Consider the following 18,465-nt stretch of genomic DNA (forward strand, 5'->3'; position numbering starts at 1 on the left):
GGCGGCCGCCCCGCAGGCGGGGCGGCTGGCATGCGGGGCCGCAAGCAACGTGCCCGGCCAGGGGCCGGGCAGGGCTTAGCGCTTGAGCCGCGCGAAGGCGTCCGCCATGGCGCTGTTGCGCGGTTCGGCGCCGCGGCCGGCATCGGCCTGCGGGCGACGCCCGGCCGGGCGGGCCGCACCGCGCGGCGCTTCGCCGCCAGCGCCGCGCCGCGCCGGCTGCGCCGTGTCGTTCAGGCGCATGGTGAGCGCCACGCGCTTGCGCGCCACGTCGACTTCAAGCACCTTGACGGTCACCGTCTGCCCCACGCGCACCACGTCGCGCGGATCTTTGACGAACTTCTCGGCCAGCGCGGAAATGTGCACGAGGCCATCCTGATGCACGCCAATATCGACAAAGGCGCCGAAGTTGGCCACGTTGGTGACGACGCCTTCGAGCACCATGCCGGGGTACAGGTCGTTGAGGGTTTCCACGCCATCTTTGAACTGCGCCGTCTTGAATTCGGGGCGGGGATCGCGGCCGGGTTTTTCGAGTTCGGCGAAGATGTCGCGCACCGTGGGCAGGCCGAAGCGCTCGTCGGTGAAGTCGGCCGGCGATACGCCTTTCAGCGCCTCGCGCTGGCCGATGATCTGCTGCACGTCGGCCTTGATCTTGGCGACGATGCGTTCCACCACCGGATAGGCCTCGGGGTGCACCGCCGAGGCGTCGAGCGGGTTTTCGCCATTGGGAATGCGCAGGAAGCCGGCGGCCTGTTCGAAGGCCTTTTCGCCGAAGCGCGGCACCTTGCGCAGTTGTTCGCGCGTGGGAAACGCGCCGTTTTCGTCGCGCCAGGCAACGATGTTCTTGGCCAGCAGCGAGTTCAGGCCCGACACGCGCGCCAGCAGCGCGGCCGATGCCGTGTTGACGTCGACGCCCACCGCGTTCACGCAGTCTTCGACCACGGCGTCGAGCGAGCGCGCCAGTTCGCGCTGGTTGACGTCGTGCTGGTATTGACCCACGCCGATGGCCTTGGGGTCGATCTTGACCAGCTCGGCCAGCGGATCTTGCAGGCGGCGCGCGATCGACACGGCGCCACGCAGCGTGACGTCGAGGTCGGGGAATTCCAGCGCCGCGGTTTCGGATGCCGAATACACCGAGGCGCCGGCTTCGGACACCACAACGCGGGTGAGCTTCAGGTCGGGGAACTGGCTCATCATGTCGGCCACCAGTTTTTCGCTTTCGCGCGAAGCCGTGCCGTTGCCGATGGCGATCAGTTCGACCTGATGGCGCGCGGCCAGCGCGGCCAGCGTGGCAATGGTGCCTTCGCGGTCGCGGCGCGGCTCGAACGGATACACCGTGGCAGTGTCTACGACCTTGCCGGTGCGGTCGATCACGGCCACCTTGCAGCCGGTGCGAATGCCCGGGTCCAGCCCCAGCACGGCCTTGGGGCCGGCCGGCGCGGCCAGCAGCAGGTCTTTCAGGTTGGCGGCGAACACGCGTATGGCTTCGGCTTCGCCGCTTTCGCGCAGGCGGCCGATCAGTTCGCTTTCGAACGCGGTCAGCAATTTCACGCGCCAGGTCCAGCGGCAAACTTCGCCCAGCCAGCGCGCGCGCGGCGTGGCGTCCAGGGCGAACAGGCCATTGCCCAGTTTCAGGAACTGGGCAATGCGCGCCACGCAGGGGTGCGGCGTCTGTGCTTCGAGTTCGGCTTCCAGGCCCAGCCGCAGTTCCAGCACGCCTTGCTGGCGGCCGCGCAGCAGCGCCAGGATGCGGTGCGAGGGCAGGGTGCGCAACGGTTCGTTGAAGTCGAACCAGTCGCGGAAGTTGGCGCCTTCGGCTTCCTTGCCCTCGGCCACTTTGGAATAGAGCAGGCCGGTGGACCACAGGTGCTCGCGCATGTCGGCCAGCAGGTCGGCATTTTCGGCGTAGCGTTCGGCCAGGATGTCGCGCGCGCCGTCCAGCGCGGCCTTGGCATCGTTGATCGATGCTTCGGGGTTCAGGTACTGCGCGGCGAGCACGGCCGGATCGCAGGCCGCGTCGGCCAGGATGGCGTCGGCCAGGGGCTCCAGCCCCGCTTCACGGGCGATTTGGGCGCGGGTGCGGCGCTTGGGCTTGTACGGGGCATATAAGTCTTCCAGGCGCTGCTTGGTGTCGGCAGTGGCAATTTCCTGTTGCAGCTCGGGGGTGAGTTTGCCTTGTTGCGTGATCGAATCGAGAATCGCGCAGCGTCGTTCTTCGAGTTCGCGCAGATAGCCCAGGCGGACTTCCAGGTTGCGCAGCACGGTGTCGTCGAGCCCGCCGGTGGCTTCTTTGCGGTAGCGTGCAATGAACGGCACCGTGGCGCCATCGTCGAGCAGTTCGACGGCGGCGGCCACCTGCGACGGGCGGCTGCCGAGTTCGGAGGCAAGCTGGGCAAGGATGCGGGCGTGGTCGACGCTGGGCGCAGTGCTCGTGGAGGCGGGAGTGTCAGGCATCTGGATACGGCGACAAAGGGAAAACAAGGGGCGGATTTTGCCACAAGGCGGCGCCGGGCCATCCGGCGCTGCGCTATTTTAGGCACGGCTGGGCGGGGCGGGGCAGAGTATCATTTGGGCCACTTCACCGCCTGCCCCCCTGATGCTGGACCTGGATATTTCCGAATTTTTCGCCGCCGATGGCCCGCTGGCCTCGGCGCTGCCCGGCTATGCGCCGCGGCCGGCCCAGGTCGAACTGGCGCAGGCCATCGGCCGCGCCATCACCGATCGCGCCACGCTGGTGGCCGAGGCGGGCACCGGCATTGGCAAGACCTGGGCCTACCTGGTGCCGGCTTTCGTGGCCGGCGGCAAGGTCATCATCTCGACCGGCACGCGCACGCTGCAAGACCAGCTCTACACGCGCGACCTGCCGCGCGTGCGCGCGGCGCTGGCGGCGCCGGTGACCGCCGCGCTGCTCAAGGGGCGCGCCAATTATGTATGCCACTATCACCTCGACCGCCTGCAGGGCGACGAACGAGCGCTCAAGTCGCGCACCGAAATTTCGCAGCTGCGGCAGATCCAGGTGTTCGCCGGCATTTCCAAGACGGGCGACCGCGCCGATCTGGGCAAGGTGCCCGAAGACGCCGACATCTGGCAGCGGGTCACATCGACCCGCGAGAACTGCCTGGGGCAAGATTGCCCGCGCATCCGTGATTGCTTCGTGGTGAAGGCGCGCCGCCAGGCCCAGGAGGCCGACGTGGTCGTGGTGAACCATGCGCTGTTCATGGCCGACCTGGTGCTGCGCGAAGAGGGCGTTACCGACCTGCTGCCCGAGGCCGATACGGTGATCTTCGACGAAGCCCACCAGCTGCCCGATACGGCCACGCGGTTCCTGGGCAGCAGCGTGTCCACGCATCAATTGCTGGATTTCGGCCGCGCGCTCGAGGCCGCCGGCCTGGCCTACGCGCGCGAGGCCGCCAAATGGAGCGATGTCAGCCGGCAGGTCGAGACCGCCGCGCGCGAACTGCGCCTGGCCTGCGCGCCGCTGGACCAGTTGCCGGGGCGCAAGGCCACGTTCGAGGCCATACCCGAGCCGGCGCAGTTCGATGCCGCGCTGGCCGCGCTGCGGCAGGCCGTCGATGCCGCCACGCGCGCCCTGGGCGCGGTGGCCGAGAAACACCCCGACCTGGCAGCGGCCGCGCGGGGCGGGGCCGAAATTTCGCTGCGCCTGGCGCGCTGGGCGCTGCCCGCCCGCGAGGGCGCCGCGCACGACGACGAAGGCTGGGGCCGCGATACCCATGCACTGACGCAGCCCGCCGACGACGGCCCGGCCGTGCCGCAAGCTGTATTGCAAGGGCTGTCGGCGGCCGCCGACTACACCGGCCCCGCGGTGCGCTGGGTCGAACACGGCCAGCACCATGTGCGGCTGCATTCAGCGCCGCTGTCGGTGGCGCAGGCATTCTCGCGGTTTCGCAAGCCGGGGCAGGCATGGATACTGACTTCCGCCACGTTATCCGTGCACGGCGATTTCCATCATTACACCAGCCAGCTGGGGTTGAACGACGCGCGCACCGGGCGTTGGGAGTCGCCGTTCGACTACACCGGTCAGGGCCTGCTGTTCGTGCCGCGCGACATGCCGGAGCCGCAGTCGCCGCGCTTTGCCGAACGCTTCGTGCAGACCCTGATGCCGCTGCTGCAGGCCAGCCCGGGCGGCACGCTGGTGCTGTGCACCACGCTGCGCGCCGTCGACCGCGTGGCCGGCCTGCTGGCCGAGGCATTCGAAGACCACGGCCACGAATGGCCGTTGCTCAAGCAGGGCGATGCCACGCGGCGCGACCTGCTCGAACGCTTTTGCAAGCTCGAACATCCCGTGCTGGTGGGCAGTGCGAGTTTCTGGGAAGGCATCGACCTGCCGGGCGATGTGCTGACGCTGGTGGCGATCGACAAGCTGCCGTTCGCGCCGCCCGACGACCCCGTCATCGAGGCGCGCCTGCGGGCCTGCCGGGTGCGCGGCGGCAACCCGTTTGCCGAATACCAGTTGCCCGAGGCCGCGATTTCGCTGAAGCAGGGCGCGGGCCGGTTGATTCGCACCGAGAGCGACTGGGGCGTATTGATGGTGGGCGACGCCCGGCTGGTAGAAAAACCCTACGGCAAGCGGCTGTGGCGCGGCCTGCCGCCGTTTTCGCGCACGCGCGACCTTAACGAAGTGCTGGCGTTCTACGCGCGGCGCCAGCAAGCGGCCTGAACTAGGCCCGGCGCCCGCCTACTTCCACGAGAACGGGTTCCACCAGCTCTTGTCCGTGAGCAGGTTCTGCGGGGTCATGGTGCTGTCGGGGTAGTTGGTCTTGAGCACCCGCTCGGCGTCGTTCTTCAGGTCGGTCATGCCGAGCTTGTCGTACGAGGCCGCCATGATCACCAGCGCTTCTTCGGCCGCGGGCACGCCTTCGAAATCGGTGATGACCGTCTGCGCGCGATTGGCGGCCGCCACATAGGCGCCGCGCTCGTAGTAGTAGCGCGCCACGTACACTTCGTTCATGGCGATGGCGTTCACCAGCCACGTGACGCGCTTTTCGGCGTCGGGCGTGTATTTGCTGGACGGATAGCGCTTGATCAACTCGTTGAATGCGTCGTACGACGCGCGCAAGCCCTTGGGGTCGCGCTCGGCGGGGTCCTGGCCGGTAAGGTTGCTCATGAAGGCGCTGGCCGGCGTGAAGTTGATCAGCCCCTTCAAGTACAGCATGTAGTCGGTGCCCGGGTGGTTGGGGTACATCTGCTGGAAACGGTCGATGGCGGCCAGCGCCTGTTCGTTTTCGCCGTCTTTCCAGTTGACATAGGCCAGGTCGATCAGGGCCTGCTGGGCGTACACGCCGAACGGGTAGCGGCTTTCGATGGCCGTCAGGCGCTCGCGCGCTTCATTCCAGGCGCCCGCCGCCGTTTCCGCCTTGGCGTCGGCATACAGCTGCTCGGCGCTCCAGCCGGCGGTTTTGTCATATTTTGTGTCAGTGCCACTGCAACCCGCGGCGACCAAGGCAATGGACAGCACGACGGCCGCGCGCAGGGGCCACCCACGACGAGCAGGGCGGTTCGGGGAGGCGACAGGGCGGATGATCACGGGATTGATGTCCTTGGTGTTAGGATGGCACGCTGAATTATATGATCTGTCTTCATGTCCCATACAGACGCCCCCGCCGCCGAAGCGGGCACCGGGTTCGCGGCGGATGACGAACCCCAGTTCATCACGGTGCCCGCAGGCACGCGCGCCGACCGGCTCGACAAAATCCTGGCCGCCCTGCTCGACGGGCATTCCCGCAGCCGCCTGCAGGGCTGGATCGAGGCCGGCTGGGTGCAGGTCAATGGCGCGCCGGCCAAGGTGCGCCAGGTGGTGGGCCCTGGCGACGTGCTGGCCGTGTGGGAACAGCCCGCTCCCGAAAGCCTGGCCTTCACGCCCGAGCCGATAGCGTTCGCCGTGGTGGCCGAGAGCCCCGACTGGATCGTGGTCGACAAACCCGCCGGGCTGGTCACCCATCCCGGCGCCGGCAACTGGAGCGGCACCCTGCTCAATGGCCTGCTGCACCGGTACCCGGAGCTGGCGCGGGTCGCGCGCGCGGGCATCGTGCACCGGCTCGATAAAGATACGTCGGGGCTGATGGTGGTGGCCCGCAACGAGTTGGCCCAGACCCATCTGGTGCGCCAGTTGCAGGCGCGCAGCATGGGCCGCGAGTACATTGCGCTGGCGCATGGCTGGCTGCCGGTTGCCGGCAAGGTCGATCGCCCCATCGGCCGCGATGCGCGCGTGCCGGTGCGCATGAGCGTGGAGCGCCCCATCGCGCCCAAGCCCGCCATTACGCATTACGCGCCGCTGCGCCGGGGCCGTGCCCCGGACGGACCGGTGACCGAAGTGGCTTGTCGCCTGGAAACCGGCCGCACCCACCAGATCCGCGTGCACCTGGCCAGCCTGGGGCACCCCCTGCTGGCCGACACGTTGTACGGGGGCCGGCTCACGGCCGGGGCGACGCGCCAGATGCTGCATGCGCGCGCCCTGCATTTCGACGACCCGGGCGGCGGCGGGCCGGCCGCGTTCCGCGCGGATCCGCCCGACGACATGCGCCAGGTACAGGAAGCCCTGCAATGGAGCGAATGATTCAAGGCCTGCCCGTCATCACCGGTCCGCAATGGGCGGGCGTGCGCTATTTCTGCACCACGCGCGGCGGCGGCGCCGGCGTGGCCCCGCACGATACGCTCAACCTGGGCCTGAGGGCCGGCGATGCGCCCGCCACCGTGCTGGAGAACCGCCGGCGCGTGCGCGCGGTGGTGCCGTCCGAGCCGCTGTGGCTGCGCCAGGTGCATGGCGCCGACGTGGCCGACGCCGATGGCGGCCTGCCCGATGAACCCGCCGCGGACGCCAGCGTCACCGCCACGCCCGGCCGCGTGCTGGCCATCATGGTGGCAGATTGCCTGCCGGTGTTCATCACCGACCTGGACGGCACGGTGGTGGGCGCGGCCCATGCCGGCTGGCGCGGCTTGGCCGGCGGCGTGCTCGAACATACGCTCGAGCGCCTGCGCGCCAAAGCGCCGCGCGCGCGCGGCTGGCGGGCCTGGGTCGGACCCGGTATCGGGCCCGCGGCGTTCGAAGTGGGCGCCGACGTGCGCGAGGCGTTCGCGGCCGATGGCCCCGAGGCCCTGTCCCATTTCGCGCCGCGCCCCGGCCTGGACGGCAAATGGCTGGCCAACCTGCCGGCCCTGGCCCTGCTGCGCCTGCGGCGCGCCGGCGTGGCGGATGCGCAGGCCTGCGGGCTGTGCACCGTGTCCGACCCGGCGCGTTTTTTCTCGTACCGGCGCGACGGCGTCACAGGCCGCATGGCCCTGCTGGCTTGGCGCGAATAGGGGCATTGCGCCGCGCCGCGGCATCGGCCCGCCGGCGTTGCGGCGCGCCGCCTGGGTATCCTTGTATACCCGCATTGACAGCCCCTATGTCGCCATGCAACATCGGGCTGTCCGCGCAGTGATCAACGCCGGGTCCGAGCTCGCAGTCGTTGCCCGCACCCGACCATAATATGGTGTCGAAGTGACCGCCCCTTCTTCTTCTGCATGGCCCGTTCCGGTCAGCGTGGCGCCGGACGTCCTGGCAGACATCCAGGCCGAGTTCTCGCGTGACTGGCTGCGTGTCTGCGATGAATCCCGGCGCGGCGTGCTGGCTCCGCCCGCCGACCGGCGCTTTCGCAGCCAGGCCTGGGCAGCCAGCGGCCAGCATATGTTGCTGGCGCATGCCTACCTGTTGTCGGCCCGCGCGCTGTCGCGCATGGTCGATGCCGCCCAAGTGGGGGAGGCGCTGCGCAACCGGCTGCGGTTTTCCATCATGCAATGGGTCGACGCGCTGGCGCCGTCGAACTTCCTGGCGTTCAATCCCGATGCCCAGCAGGCCATCATCGACACCGCCGGGCGCGCGCTCAGCGATGGCCTGGCCAACCTGGTCAACGATTTGCGCAAGGGGCGCATCACTCAGACCGACGAAAGCCAGTTCGAGATCGGCCGCAATGTGGCCACCACGCCCGGGCAGGTGGTGTTCCAGAACCCGCTGTTCCAGCTGATCCAGTACACGCCGCAAACCGATACCGTGTACGAGCGTCCGCTGGTGATCGTGCCTCCCAATATCAACAAGTTCTACATCCTGGATCTGCAGCCGGCCAATTCGCTGGTGCGCTACGCGGTGGAACAGGGCCATACGGTGTTCATGGTGTCGTGGCGCAACCCGCTCGCCTCCGATACCGACGGCACCGATGCCGCGACCTGGTCGCAATACCTGGACGATGCCGTCCTGAAGGCGCTCGAGGTCGCCAGCGACATCTCGGGCCAGCCGCAGGTCAACGCGCTGGGTTTCTGCGTGGGCGGCACCATGCTGGCCTCGGCCCTGGCGCTTGCGCAGGCGCGCGGCCAGCGGCCGGCGGCATCGCTTACGCTGCTGACGGTGCTGCTCGATTTCCACGATACCGGCGTGCTGCAGGTATTCGTCGACGAGGCCCACGCCCTGATGCGCGACCGCCAGCTGGGGCAGGGCGGGTTGATGCCGGCGCGCGACCTGGCCACCACGTTCTCGTTCCTGCGGCCCAACGAACTGGTCTGGAACTACGTTGTGGGCAACTACCTGAAGGGCCAGACGCCGCCGGCCTTCGACCTGCTCTTCTGGAACGGCGACAGCACCAACCTGCCGGGGCCGTTCTTCACCTGGTATTTCCGCAATACCTATCTCGAAAACAATCTCAAGGTGCCGGGGCGCGCGCAGGCGGCGGGCCTGGGGCTGGATCTCACCCGCCTGGACATGCCCGCGTACCTGTACGGTTCGCGCGAGGATCACATCGTGCCCTGGACATCGGCCTATGCGTCCACACAACTGCTGCGCGGGCCGCAGCGATTCGTGCTGGGGGCTTCGGGGCACATTGCCGGCGTCATCAATCCGCCCGCGGCCGGCAAGCGCAGCTATTGGGCCAGCGATGCCGCCGCGCTGCCGGGCGATCCGGGCGCGTGGCTGGCGCAGGCGCAAGAACACCCGGGCAGCTGGTGGCCCGATTGGGCCGGCTGGCTGGCCGGGCATGCGGGCGCGCGTCGCAAGGCGCCCCGCCGCGCCGGCAATGCGCGCTATCGCCCGCTCGAGCCGGCGCCAGGAAGTTACGTGAAAGTCAGGGCAACGTGAGCGGCCCGCAGGGCATTACGCAGTCAGGCTGCATGCAGTTATTTAGGCGCCCAGCGCGCAGGAGGAAGGGACATGAGCGGGAAACTGGCATACGTTACGGGCGGAATGGGCGGCATCGGCACGGCGATCTGCCGCCGGCTCGCCAAAGACGGTTTTCGCGTGGTGGCCGGCTGCGGTCCCAGCCGCAATTACCAGCAATGGATCGACGAGCAGGCGGCGCAGGGCTACACCTTCTATGCCTCGGTGGGCAATGTGTCCGACTGGGATTCCACCGTGGCGGCGTTCGAGCGCGTTTCTCGCGACCTGGGCCCGGTCGACGTGCTGGTCAACAATGCCGGCATTACGCGCGACGGGCTGTTCCGCAAGATGTCGGCCGATGACTGGCGCGCGGTCATCGACACCAACCTGAACAGCCTGTTCAACGTGACCAAGCAGGTCATCGACGGCATGGTCGAGCGCCAGTGGGGCCGCATCGTCAACATCAGCTCGGTCAACGGGCAGAAGGGCCAGTTCGGGCAAACCAACTATTCCACCGCCAAGGCCGGCATCCATGGCTTCACCATGGCGCTGGCGCAAGAGGTGGCTAGCAAGGGGGTCACGGTGAACACCGTGTCGCCCGGCTATATCGGCACCGACATGGTGCGAGCCATCCGGCCCGACGTGCTGGAAAAAATCGTCGCCACGATTCCGGTGCGCCGCCTGGGTACGCCGGAAGAAATCGCCTCGATTACCTCGTGGCTCGCTTCGGATGAATCGGGCTTTGCCACCGGCGCCGATTTTTCGCTCAACGGCGGCCTGCACATGGGCTGATTCTGCAACTGGCCGGGAAGGCGCCAGGCAGTCTTTCCGGCTTACACTTGGAATACTTCAAAGTTAAAAGAGATCGCCGATCTCGGGGACAACCTAATGACGCAAGCACAACCCGGCGCCAGCCTACGCCTGATCAAAAAGTACCCCAATCGCCGTCTGTACGATACGCAGACCAGCACGTACATCACCCTGGCCGACGTCAAGCAGCTGGTGCTGGCCAGCGAAGAGTTCCAGGTGGTCGACGCCAAGAGCGGCGACGACCTGACCCGCAGCATCCTGCTGCAGATCATTCTTGAAGAAGAAAGCGGCGGCATGCCCATGTTCTCGTCGAACATGCTGTCGCAGATCATCCGCTTCTACGGCCATGCCATGCAGGGGATCATGGGCTCGTACCTGGAAAAGAACATCCAGGCCTTCATGGAAATCCAGCAGCGCATGGCCGAGCAGTCGAAAGGACTGTATGGCAGCCAGTTCGGCCCCGAGGCCTGGGCGCAGTTCATGAACGTGCAGACCCCCATGCTGCAGAACATGATGAACAACTACATCGACCAGAGCAAAAACCTGTTCGTGCAGATGCAAGACCAGATGCAGGACCAGACTCGCGCCATGTTCTCGTCCTTCCCGTTCACGCCGGGCGGCGGCGCACAAGGCGGCCGCAAATAGCGGGGGGCGGAGCCGGACGGGAATTAGTGCGGCTTGCGATATGTCAGGAAATTGTCAGGACGTTCACGATACAGTAATGAAAACGGTTCTTGTTTAAACCCGGAACCGCTTTCCCCATCCTGTTATCGAGGCTCCGCATATGTTGAAAAAAGTCTTGGCGCTGGCAGTTGGCCTGGCGTTGTCGGGCAGCGCCCTGGCGGTCGAATACCCTATCGGCGAGCCGGTGCAGAAGGGGGGCATGGAAATCGGCGCGGTCTATCTGCAGCCCATTGAAATGGACCCGCCGGGCATGATGCGCCCCGCCCAAGACTCCGACGTGCACCTCGAGGCCGACATTCACGCCACGGCCGACAACAAAACCGGGTTCCCCGAAGGCGAATGGGTGCCGTACCTGGTCGTGAAGTTCGAAATCCAGAAGGTCGGCAGCCAGAACGTCCAGAAAGGCACGTTCATGCCCATGGTGGCTAACGACGGCCCGCACTACGGCGACAACGTCAAGCTCGAAGGCCCCGGCAAGTACAAGCTGAAGTACACCGTCATGCCGCCCTCGGCCAACAAGATGAGCCACTTCGGCCGCCATATCGACAAAGAAACCGGCGTTGGACCGTGGTTCGAACCCTTCGAGCTCGACTACGAATTCGTCTACGCCGGCACGGGCAAGAAGGGCGGGTATTGATCGTGCGCCGCCATGTTGCCTGGCTGGCCGCGCTGGCACTGTGCGTCGGCCTGTCGGCCGCGCTGCCGGGCGTGGCCCGCGCCGAGCTGCCCACTTTCAAGCTTACCTTCAAGCCCGACGGCACTTTCGAGCCGGCGCGCCTGGAAGTGCCGGCTGGCCGCTTCAAGATCGAGCTGGTCAACGAAAGCAACGAGCCGGTCGAATTCGAGAGCATTCCCTTGCGCAAGGAAAAAGTGATGGGCCCTGGCGTCAAGTCGTTCGTGGTGATCACCATTTCGCGGCCGGGCGAGTATCCCTTCTTCGACGATTTCCACCAGGACGTGCGCGGCACGCTGGTGGTGCTTCCCAAAGACTGATCCGGCGGTAGTCATGGAACAGGTACTTTTCATTGTCTGGCGCGAAAGCGTCGAAGCGCTGCTGATCGTCGGCATCCTGTTTTCGTGGCTGCGCGCCAGCCCCGCGGGTCGCCGCGGGCTGCCCTATCTGTGGGGCGGCGTGGCGGCCGGGCTGGCGCTGGCCGTGGCCTTGGCGCTGGTGCTGCTGGGCGTGTCGTCGTGGCTTAGCGACGAGGGGCAGGAATGGTTCCAGGCGGGCATGTCGCTCGCGGCCTGCGCGCTGGTGGTGCAGATGGTCGTCTGGATGAAAAAGCATGGCCGCACGCTGAAAGGCGAGCTCGAATCCGGGGCCAGCGTCTCGCTGGCTCAGAATAACTGGTGGGGCCTGCTGGTGCTGGTCATGATCGCCGTGGCGCGCGAAGGCAGCGAAACCGTGGTGTTCCTGTATGGCATTCTGGCGGCCGGGCAGGGCGGCGACACGGGTATGCTGGCGCTGGCCGGCGTGGCCGGCTTCGCCATCGCGCTGCTGACTTTCTGGCTGCTGCAGCTGGGCGGCAAGCTTATCACCTGGCGGCGCTTTTTCCGCCTGACTGAAATCCTGCTGCTGTTGCTGGCCGGCTCCCTGCTGATGGGTGGCCTCGACCGCCTGATATCGCTGGGCGAGCTGCCCACGCTGGTCGACCCGGTGTGGGATAGTTCCTGGCTGCTCGACGACAGCAGCGGCCTGGGTAAAGTGCTGGCCGATTTTGCCGGTTATCGCGCCTACCCCGCCTTGACCTCGGTATTGTTGTGGCTGGCCTATTGGGTAGTAGTATGGGCGCTGCTGCGCCGGGCGGGCCGGCGGCCGGCCCGGGCCACAGCACCCGCATGAAGCAGTTGCCTGACCGGCCGGCGATTTTGCCGGCCATTGCATTTGAAGGTTGATCCATGGCAGCCGTACTCGGGCGTTCCGCCGCCCGCTTCGCCGATTTTCTGCGCGACCATGCTCCGCTGCTGCGCAAGCTGCAGTGGTGCGTAGTCTGTGTCTACGCGTTCCTGCTGATCGTGCCGGCGCTGCTGCCGTTGCCCGACAACGCCGCTTCGGTATTCAACAACCTGACCATCGTCGCGCAGTTCGCGTTCTGGGGCGTGTGGTGGCCGTTCGTGCTGGTGTCCATTCCGTTGCTGGGCCGCGCCTGGTGCGGCTGGCTGTGCCCCGAGGGCATGCTGACCGAATGGGCCAGCGAACGCGGGCAGGGCCGCTCCATTCCTAAATGGATGCGCTGGGGCGGTTGGCCGTTCGTGGCCTTTGCGCTGACCACCATCTACGGCCAGCTGGTCAGTGTGTACCAATATCCGCTGGCGGTGCTCGCGGTGCTGGGCGGCTCCACCATGGCCGCCATGGTGGTGGGCTGGCGGTATGGGCGCAGCAAGCGCGTGTGGTGCAAGTACCTGTGCCCGGTCAACGGCGTGTTCAACCTGCTGGCCAAGCTGGCGCCCTGGCACTTCAAGGTCGACGAAGAAGCCTGGCGGCATCCGGTCATCCGCATCGAGCCTGTCAATTGCGCGCCGCTGGTGCCGCTGCGCCACATGAAGGGCGCGGGCGACTGCCACGTGTGCGGCCGCTGCAGCGATTACCGCGGGGCCATCGCGCTGACGCCGCGTTCGCCCGAAGAGGAAATTGTGCACGTGGCCAGCGGCGACGCCTGGCAGACCGCGTTGATCTGCTTCGGACTGATGGGCATCGCCATCGGCGCATTCCTCTGGAGCGCCAGCCCCTGGTTCGTGACGGTCAAGCAGTGGGCGGCGACGTGGCTGGTCGAGCACGACATCCTGTGGCCGCTGATGGATAACGCGCCGTGGTTCATCCTGACCCACTACCCGGAAATGAACGACAGCTTTTCGTGGCTGGACGGCGCGGGCATCCTGCTGTTCGTGGTGGGTAGCACAGTGGTCGTGGGCGGTGCGGCCTTCGCGGCGCTATGGGCGGCCGATCTCGCCGCGCCGGCGCGCCTGCCGGGCGGACGTCTGGCAGGCCTGCACAAGCTGGCGCAGGCGCTGATCCCGGCGGCCGGCATAGGCGTGTTCCTGGGGCTTTCGGCCACCACCGTCTCCCTGTTGGGGCACGAAGGCGTGGAAACCGGCTGGGCCGACCCGGTGCGCTTCACGCTGCTGACGCTGGCCGTGGCCTGGTCGCTGCGGCTGGGCTGGCGCCTGCTGGCGCAGCGCACGGCAGCCTGGCCGCGCAAGCTGGCGGCATGGTTGCTGATGGCGGCCGGGCTGGTGCCGTTCTGCACGGCCTGGGTGTTGTTCTTCGCCGTCTGGTAGCGGACGGCGCGCTATCATCGGCCTTTCGCCGATTGCCGTCGCGCCGCCATGCACACTTACGCCTTTCGCCTGCTCAATGTCTTCGCCGACACCACCTTCGGCGGCAATCCACTGTGCGTGTTCGAAGATGCGCGCGGCCTGGACGACCAGGCCATGCTGGACCTGGCGCGGCAGTTCAACTTGTCTGAAACCACGTTCATCCTGCCCAGCGCGCAGGCCGACGCGCGAGTGCGCATTTTCACGCCGGGCTACGAAATGCGCTTTGCCGGACACCCCACGCTGGGCACGGCTCACGTGGTGCGCGAGCTGGCCGCTGGCGGCGATGCGCTGACACTGGAATTCGCCGCCGGCATCGTGCCGGTGCAAGCAAGGGGCGACACCTGGACGCTTACCGCACCCGCCTCGGGCGCGCCCAAAACGGCAGCGCCGGCCCTGGCGGCCAGCGAGATCGCCGCGCAGTTGGGTCTGCACGTCGCCGACTTGCTCGATGCCCCGCTATGGGTCGACACCGGCGCCGACCAGTTGCTCGTGCCGCTGAAATCGGTCGACGCCGTGCAGCGCGCGCAGCCCGACAGCGGCCGCTTGCATCAGTGGCAGCCCAGCACCCTGGGACGCAAGACGGCCTACGTATTCGCTTTCGACCCCACGCCTGGGCGCGACGGCCGGCAGGTGGTACAAGCGCGGTATTTCTTCACGAAAGAGGGTGGGGGCGTGGCCGAAGATCCCGGCACCGGATCGGCCTGCGCCAACCTGGGCGGATGGCTGGTGGCGCGCGGCAAGCCACTGCCCGCACGCATCGAAGTGCGGCAGGGCCGTCAGGTGTCGCGGCCCTGCAGCTTGTACCTGGATGTGGCGCGCGACGGCGCCATCCAGGTCGGGGGGCGGGTGATCGAACTGGGTCGCGGCACGGTGCGCATTCCGCAAGCCTAGAAGCCGCGCCGGACCCGGGGAAGATCAGTTCGGCTTGGCCTTGGCCGGATCGACCTTGATGTCGTTCTGCACCTGCTTCACGCCTTCTACGTCGCGGGCCACGCGGGCGGCCTGCTCGACTTCGGCTTCGGTGCCGACGGCACCCGTCAGCGTGACGGTGCCCTCGGTGGTTTCGACGGCGATGTCCAGCGCGCTGAGCGTCTCATCGGCCACGAAGGCTGCCTTGACCTTGGTGGTGATCATGGCGTCCGACGCATACTCGCCCATCGACTGCTTGGGCGCTTCGCCTTCGGCGGCTTGCGCCGTGGCGCCGACCACGGCGCCCGCGCCCAACAGGGCTGCAACGATCAGTTTGCGCGTTTGCATGATGTTCTCCTTATGTTGCGGGTTCGGAGGCGGCGCGGCCGGATGCCCGCCGCCCACGACCTACTTCTTGCGGAATGCGCCACTCAGGATCGACAGCAGCGCCAGGATCAGGAACACAAAGAACAGGATCTTGGCGATGCCCGCGGCGCCGGCGGCAATGCCGCCGAAGCCGAGTACTGCGGCGATGATGGCGATGACGAAGAAAACAACGGCGTAATACAGCATGTGGGTTCTCCTCGAATCAAGAAAAAGGGATCAGCGGTTGGCGTCGAAGAATGCGCGCACTTCTTTCTCGGCTTCTTCCTTGGTCTTGCCGTAGCGCTCCTGGATCAGGCCGGCCAGCTGTTCCGCGTTGCCTTCGGTGCGGGTCAGCTCGTCGTCGGTGAGATCGCCCCACGCGGCCTTCGCTTTACCAGTCAATTGCTTCCACTTGCCTGCAACGATGTCGTTGTTCATGGTGGTCCTCCTGGTTGATGAGCGTTTCATCACCGTACGGGGCGCACACAGGGAGTGTCAAACACGGCTGTAGGCAAATGTAAGCCGCACCCGGCGCGCTCTCGCGGCCACGGGCGCGGCGGTTGATGCTGCAAGCGGAGTTACAGTTCAGTAAAGTTTTGAGGCGCTTTGACGGGCCGGCGTAACCAGCCCTGCAAGGTCGCGCCTGCGTGGCGTTCAAGCAGCCGCGGTGCGTTGCTTCAAGTGTGCGAGGGCGGCTTCCACCTGGTCGACCAACACCAGGCACAGGTCGCCTGCTTCCAGGCGTGCCAGCGCCGTGTCGATGGCCAGGAACTCGCCGCGAATTTCCTCTACGTGCCGGGCGCGCTGCGCGCCGGCCAGCCCCTGGCGCAGCAGGGTCAGCACCTCGCCGTCGGCGCGGCCGCGCTGGCACTGGTCTTCATACAGCACGACGTCGTCGAATGCATCGCCCAGGATCTCGGTCTGGCGGCGCAGGTCGTCGTCGCGCCGGTCGCCGGCGCCGCTGATCACCACGCTGCGCCGCCGCGCCGGCAGCGCTTCGACCGCCTGCACCAGCGCCTGGATGGCGTCGGGGTTGTGGCCGTAGTCGGCAATGACGGTGGCGCCCCGGTAGTCGAACATATTGAAGCGCCCCGGCACGGTCTGCGCGTCGCTGATGAAGCCGGCCAGGCCCTGACGGATCACGGGCCAGTCCACGCCCAGCGACCAGGCCGCGGCGACCGCGGCCATGGCGTTGTCGACCTGGAAGGCTATGGCGCCGCCATGTGTGAGAGGGATATCGGCCAGCGCGATGCGGACCTCGGCGTCGCCTTGCGCGGCCACGATGTCCGGGCCGTCGCGGTAGACCACGCGATGGCCTTGCGCGCGATGCGTGCCGATAAGAGGGTGCGCCGGGTCGCTGGAAAAGAATGTCACCGAGCCGGGGCAGGCCGATGCCATGTCGGCCACGATGGGGTCCGTGGCGTTCAGCACGGCGGTGCCGCCGGCATGCACGTATTGCACGATAACGCGCTTGACCACGGCCAGGTCTTCCACGGTGCTGATGTAGCCCAGGCCCAGGTGGTCGCCCATGCCCAGGTTGGTGACGATGGCCACGTCGCACCGGTCGAACGCCAGGCCTTCGCGCAGGATGCCGCCGCGCGCGGTTTCGAACACCGCCGCATCCACGCCCGGGTGCGCCAGGACGCGGCGCGCGCTGCGCGGCCCGCTGCAGTCGCCGCTGTCGATGCTGCGCGCGCCTATGTAGACGCCGTCGGAGTTGGTCATGCCGACGCGCAGGCCGCTGCCGGCCAGCAGGTGGGTGGTAAGCCGCACGGTGGTGGTCTTGCCGTTGGTGCCTGCCACCGCCACGACCGGGATGCGGCCGTCGTCGCCTTCGGCGAACATGCTGGCGATAATGGCTTCGCCCACCGCGCGGCCCTTGCCGAACGAGGGGTTCAGGTGCATGCGCAGCCCCGGCGCGGCGTTCACTTCGACCACGCCGCCGTGCTGTTCTTCGAGCGGCAGGTGCACCGTTTCGGCCACCACGTCCACGCCGCAGATGTCCAGGCCCACCATGCGCGCCGCGGCGACGGCGCGCGCCGCCAGGTCGGGGTGCACTTCGTCGGTGACGTCCGTGGCCGACCCGCCGGTGCTCAGGTTGGCATTGTGGCGCAGCGCCACCAGCATGCCCGCCGGCGGCACCGAGTTGGCATCGAGGCCCTGTTTTTTCAGCGTGGCCAGCGCGATGTCGTCGAAGCGGATCTTGGTCAGCGATGTGGCATGACCGTCGCCGCGCAGCGGATCGGCATTGACTTGCTCGACCAGTTCGCGCACGGTGTGGCGCCCGTCGCCGGTGACTTGCGGCGGGTCGCGGCGCGCGGCCGCCACCAGGCTGTCGCCCACGACCAACAGGCGGAAGTCATGGCCGGGGATGTAGCGTTCGACGATGACTTCGCCGCTGATGTCGGCTGCCGCCCGATAGGCGGCCTCGACCTGTTCGCGCGTCTCGATGTTGACCGCCACGCCGCGGCCCTGGCTGCCGTCGCGCGGTTTGATCACCACCGGCCCGCCCAGTTCGCGGACGGCGTCCCACGCGGCTTGCGGGTCCGACACCGAACAGCCGCGCGGCACCGGCACGCCGGCCGCGTCCAGCAGCATCTTGGTCAGGTCTTTGTCTTGCGCGATGGATTCGGCAATAGCGCTGGTGGCGTCGGTTTCGGCAGCCTGGATGCGCCGTTGGCGGCTGCCCCAGCCGAACTGCACCATGCTGCCCTGGGTAAGCCGGCGAAAAGGAATATTGCGGGCCAGGGCCGCATTGACGATGGACGCGGTGCTGGGTCCCAGGCGCAGGTTTTCGTCAAGCTCGCGCAGCCGCGCCAGCGCGCCGGCCAGGTCGAAGGGCGTGTCGTCCAGCGCGGCGGCAAGCAATTGCGCCGCCTGCTCGATGGCGAGCCGGCCGACGGCTTCTTCGCTGTATTCCACCACGACCTGGAACACGCCGGGCTCGATGGTGGCGGCCGTGCGGCCGAAGGCCACCGGGCAGCCGGCATGCGCCTGCAGCGCCAGGGCGGCCGCCTGCAGCACGTGCGCGATCGACAACGCTTCTTGCTGGCCGTCGGGCCGCAGCCTGCCGATTTGCGGAAAGCGCGCGCGCAGGCGGGCCTCGAATTCAGGCAGGTGCTCGTCGATGGCGCATTCGGCGTCATGGCAGGTGACGATGGCTTCGATTGCGGTGTTGCGGCTCCAGAGGTTGGGGCCGCGCAGCGCTCGGATGCGGGAGACTTCCATGGGCGGGTTCCTGG

The 18,465-nt window shown here is 67.5% G+C and carries 17 protein-coding genes; 11 read left to right on the forward strand and 6 right to left on the reverse strand.

Annotated elements, in window-relative coordinates:
* Window positions 1–75: 75 nt before the first annotated feature.
* Window positions 76–2,451, reverse strand: a complete 2,376-nt coding sequence (tex, locus tag BPET_RS09375; RefSeq protein WP_012248766.1) for an RNA-binding transcriptional accessory protein Tex — start codon at window positions 2,449–2,451, stop codon at window positions 76–78.
* Window positions 2,452–2,593: 142 nt separating this feature from the next.
* Here tex and BPET_RS09380 point away from each other — a divergent pair, with 142 nt between their 5' ends.
* The gene (locus BPET_RS09380) at window positions 2,594–4,675 is read left to right on the forward strand and encodes an ATP-dependent DNA helicase (RefSeq protein WP_012248767.1); all 2,082 of its coding nucleotides are present in this window, start codon (window positions 2,594–2,596) and stop codon (window positions 4,673–4,675) included.
* An 18-nt stretch (window positions 4,676–4,693) separates the two neighbouring features.
* On the opposite strand, the gene BPET_RS09385 is transcribed toward BPET_RS09380, so the two are convergent.
* On the reverse strand, window positions 4,694–5,539 hold the full coding sequence (locus BPET_RS09385) for an outer membrane protein assembly factor BamD (protein WP_407921184.1): 846 nt from the start codon (window positions 5,537–5,539) through the stop codon (window positions 4,694–4,696).
* Window positions 5,540–5,596: 57 nt separating this feature from the next.
* Between BPET_RS09385 and BPET_RS09390 the strand changes: the two genes are divergently transcribed.
* The 10 genes from BPET_RS09390 to BPET_RS09435 all read left to right on the forward strand — a co-directional run bounded on the left by BPET_RS09390 (window position 5,597) and on the right by BPET_RS09435 (window position 14,839).
* Window positions 5,597–6,571 carry an RluA family pseudouridine synthase gene (locus tag BPET_RS09390; protein ID WP_012248768.1) on the forward strand — a complete coding sequence of 325 codons (975 nt, stop codon included), beginning with the start codon at window positions 5,597–5,599 and terminating at the stop codon, window positions 6,569–6,571.
* On the forward strand, window positions 6,559–7,314 hold the full coding sequence (gene pgeF / locus BPET_RS09395) for a peptidoglycan editing factor PgeF (RefSeq protein ID WP_012248770.1): 756 nt from the start codon (window positions 6,559–6,561) through the stop codon (window positions 7,312–7,314). The genes BPET_RS09390 and pgeF overlap by 13 nt, the downstream gene beginning before the upstream one ends.
* 181 nt (window positions 7,315–7,495) lie before the next feature.
* Complete coding sequence (gene phaC, locus BPET_RS09400; protein WP_012248771.1) at window positions 7,496–9,118, forward strand: class I poly(R)-hydroxyalkanoic acid synthase; 1,623 nt, start codon at window positions 7,496–7,498, stop codon at window positions 9,116–9,118.
* Between the two features lie 72 nt (window positions 9,119–9,190).
* The gene (gene phbB, locus BPET_RS09405) at window positions 9,191–9,928 is read left to right on the forward strand and encodes an acetoacetyl-CoA reductase (RefSeq protein ID WP_012248772.1); all 738 of its coding nucleotides are present in this window, start codon (window positions 9,191–9,193) and stop codon (window positions 9,926–9,928) included.
* 96 nt (window positions 9,929–10,024) lie between these two features.
* Window positions 10,025–10,591, forward strand: coding sequence for a polyhydroxyalkanoate synthesis repressor PhaR (gene phaR, locus BPET_RS09410; protein ID WP_012248773.1), 567 nt, complete (start codon window positions 10,025–10,027; stop codon window positions 10,589–10,591).
* A 139-nt stretch (window positions 10,592–10,730) separates the two neighbouring features.
* Window positions 10,731–11,267: an iron transporter gene (locus BPET_RS09415; protein ID WP_012248774.1), complete on the forward strand. Its 537-nt coding sequence runs from the start codon at window positions 10,731–10,733 to the stop codon at window positions 11,265–11,267.
* A 23-nt stretch (window positions 11,268–11,290) separates the two neighbouring features.
* Complete coding sequence (locus tag BPET_RS09420) at window positions 11,291–11,623, forward strand: cupredoxin domain-containing protein (RefSeq protein ID WP_085970252.1); 333 nt, start codon at window positions 11,291–11,293, stop codon at window positions 11,621–11,623.
* A 13-nt stretch (window positions 11,624–11,636) separates the two neighbouring features.
* On the forward strand, window positions 11,637–12,473 hold the full coding sequence (locus BPET_RS09425) for an FTR1 family iron permease (RefSeq protein WP_012248776.1): 837 nt from the start codon (window positions 11,637–11,639) through the stop codon (window positions 12,471–12,473).
* A 56-nt stretch (window positions 12,474–12,529) separates the two neighbouring features.
* Complete coding sequence (locus BPET_RS09430) at window positions 12,530–13,909, forward strand: 4Fe-4S binding protein (protein WP_012248777.1); 1,380 nt, start codon at window positions 12,530–12,532, stop codon at window positions 13,907–13,909.
* Between the two features lie 48 nt (window positions 13,910–13,957).
* Window positions 13,958–14,839, forward strand: coding sequence for a PhzF family phenazine biosynthesis protein (locus BPET_RS09435; RefSeq protein WP_012248778.1), 882 nt, complete (start codon window positions 13,958–13,960; stop codon window positions 14,837–14,839).
* Between the two features lie 24 nt (window positions 14,840–14,863).
* Here the strand turns inward: BPET_RS09435 and BPET_RS09440 are convergent, their stop codons facing one another.
* From BPET_RS09440 to cphA, 4 genes are all read right to left on the reverse strand, one after another.
* Window positions 14,864–15,205 (reverse strand): BON domain-containing protein, encoded by a 342-nt coding sequence (locus BPET_RS09440; protein WP_012248779.1) that lies wholly within the window; start codon window positions 15,203–15,205, stop codon window positions 14,864–14,866.
* Between the two features lie 60 nt (window positions 15,206–15,265).
* Window positions 15,266–15,430, reverse strand: a complete 165-nt coding sequence (locus BPET_RS25945) for a DUF1328 family protein (protein WP_012248780.1) — start codon at window positions 15,428–15,430, stop codon at window positions 15,266–15,268.
* A 30-nt stretch (window positions 15,431–15,460) separates the two neighbouring features.
* Window positions 15,461–15,661: a CsbD family protein gene (locus BPET_RS09450; protein WP_012248781.1), complete on the reverse strand. Its 201-nt coding sequence runs from the start codon at window positions 15,659–15,661 to the stop codon at window positions 15,461–15,463.
* A 216-nt stretch (window positions 15,662–15,877) separates the two neighbouring features.
* Complete coding sequence (gene cphA, locus BPET_RS09455; RefSeq protein ID WP_012248782.1) at window positions 15,878–18,451, reverse strand: cyanophycin synthetase; 2,574 nt, start codon at window positions 18,449–18,451, stop codon at window positions 15,878–15,880.
* Window positions 18,452–18,465 lie beyond the last annotated feature (14 nt).

The organism is Bordetella petrii, assembly GCF_000067205.1.
Classification (GTDB): Bacteria; Pseudomonadota; Gammaproteobacteria; order Burkholderiales; family Burkholderiaceae_B; genus Bordetella_A; species Bordetella_A petrii.

Bases quoted from the DNA above. Each gene is read 5' to 3' on its own strand.
- tex (WP_012248766.1), bottom strand. From the start codon at position 2,451: ATGCCTGACACTCCCGCCTCCACGAGCACTGCGCCCAGCGTCGACCAC.
- BPET_RS09415 (WP_012248774.1), top strand. From the start codon at position 10,731: ATGTTGAAAAAAGTCTTGGCGCTGGCAGTTGGCCTGGCGTTGTCGGGC.
- BPET_RS09430 (WP_012248777.1), top strand. From the start codon at position 12,530: ATGGCAGCCGTACTCGGGCGTTCCGCCGCCCGCTTCGCCGATTTTCTG.
- BPET_RS09450 (WP_012248781.1), bottom strand. From the start codon at position 15,661: ATGAACAACGACATCGTTGCAGGCAAGTGGAAGCAATTGACTGGTAAA.
- BPET_RS09380 (WP_012248767.1), top strand. From the start codon at position 2,594: ATGCTGGACCTGGATATTTCCGAATTTTTCGCCGCCGATGGCCCGCTG.
- BPET_RS09390 (WP_012248768.1), top strand. From the start codon at position 5,597: ATGTCCCATACAGACGCCCCCGCCGCCGAAGCGGGCACCGGGTTCGCG.
- cphA (WP_012248782.1), bottom strand. From the start codon at position 18,451: ATGGAAGTCTCCCGCATCCGAGCGCTGCGCGGCCCCAACCTCTGGAGC.
- BPET_RS09425 (WP_012248776.1), top strand. From the start codon at position 11,637: ATGGAACAGGTACTTTTCATTGTCTGGCGCGAAAGCGTCGAAGCGCTG.
- phaR (WP_012248773.1), top strand. From the start codon at position 10,025: ATGACGCAAGCACAACCCGGCGCCAGCCTACGCCTGATCAAAAAGTAC.
- phbB (WP_012248772.1), top strand. From the start codon at position 9,191: ATGAGCGGGAAACTGGCATACGTTACGGGCGGAATGGGCGGCATCGGC.
- BPET_RS09435 (WP_012248778.1), top strand. From the start codon at position 13,958: ATGCACACTTACGCCTTTCGCCTGCTCAATGTCTTCGCCGACACCACC.
- pgeF (WP_012248770.1), top strand. From the start codon at position 6,559: ATGGAGCGAATGATTCAAGGCCTGCCCGTCATCACCGGTCCGCAATGG.
- BPET_RS09440 (WP_012248779.1), bottom strand. From the start codon at position 15,205: ATGCAAACGCGCAAACTGATCGTTGCAGCCCTGTTGGGCGCGGGCGCC.
- BPET_RS25945 (WP_012248780.1), bottom strand. From the start codon at position 15,430: ATGCTGTATTACGCCGTTGTTTTCTTCGTCATCGCCATCATCGCCGCA.